1 protein-coding gene and 1 pseudogene are annotated in these 1,067 nt (G+C 46.4%); one reads left to right on the top strand and one right to left on the bottom strand.

Features of this window, described 5'->3' with window-relative positions; genetic code table 11:
• Nucleotides 1–40: 40 nt before the first annotated feature.
• Complete coding sequence (locus F6K51_RS38040; RefSeq protein WP_293031544.1) at nt 41–181, top strand: hypothetical protein; 141 nt, start codon at nt 41–43, stop codon at nt 179–181.
• Here the strand turns inward: F6K51_RS38040 and F6K51_RS38045 are convergent.
• Nucleotides 170–1,067, bottom strand: a pseudogene (locus F6K51_RS38045) (hypothetical protein); the annotation flags it as partial. The gene F6K51_RS38040 and the pseudogene F6K51_RS38045 sit on opposite strands and share 12 nt — an antisense overlap.

A 1,067-nucleotide genomic window follows, 5' to 3' on the forward strand; every position in this document is an offset into this window, starting at 1 on the left:
ATGGGGAGATGGGGAGATGGGGAGGTGGGGAGATGGGGAGATGGGGAGGTGGGGAGATGGAGAGATGGGGAGATGGGGAGATGGGGAGTTTGGTGTTATTGTTGCTAATCCCGATTCCCTGTTCCCAGATCCGCTGTTCCCAGATCCGCTGTTCCCTGTTCCCTACTCCCTAGCTAATTAATTGCCATTGCTCCCCTATGTATTCCATAATTACTAAATTCAACTGTACGTTGAAGTCTACTAACTCATAGTTTTTTAGCTTAACTCTGATCAGCTCTTTTTCGATAAACTGATAGCTTTCTTTAGGTTTAGTACGTTCCTCCCGCCAGGTTCCTAACTGAACCACCTTTGTCCCTGTGCTTGGAGCTTGGCTGAGAGCTTGTTTGAGGGTAATCTTATTGCTGGAAAAATCAACAGTGTCAATTTCTCGATTTTCTGGATTGCTATGAGTAGAAATGATCCCAACCGTATCTCCCGCTGCCAATCCCGTTACTTGATTCACCTTGAACTCAAGGTTGGAGTACACTTCGGTAATCTCAAAACTAAGGGGACGGACAACCATTGTTCCCAGTCCATAAGCTTTATTTAAAGCTGAAGACAAGGTCAATTGTTTTAGTCCTTGCTCAATACTACTAATCGTATAGTATTCCTGATCACTACTGCTGGGGTCGAGTTGAATAGTATCCCCTAGATTAAAACCGGTGGTGTCTTTAACCGTAATCTGAGTCTGGGATCTTGAGCTTGCCTGAGTTAAAACAGTAGTGCTTAGATCAATGGTTAGCTCATGAGTATGAACCATGACATCCTCGACATAGTCCACTCCAGGGATGCGATCGAGTAATTGATATAGCTCCGAAACGTAAATACTCCTACCAAAAGGCCAACCCTGACCATCCCAATAAGACTGGGAATTAACTGGGTGGAAGAAAGCTTGGGCCTCTTGGTTTGCCTGGTCTTTAACCTGCTGGGCATTGCCCCCCGCCACTAGATAGAGTCGCGCCCAAACTCGCAAGGGTAGGTAGTCTGGGGTAACTACGTGATGGCGTACAGTCAGCAACCGCCGTTCA

It is taken from the genome of Moorena sp. SIO3I8, assembly GCF_010692325.1.
In the GTDB taxonomy this organism is placed as follows: Bacteria; Cyanobacteriota; Cyanobacteriia; order Cyanobacteriales; family Coleofasciculaceae; genus Moorena.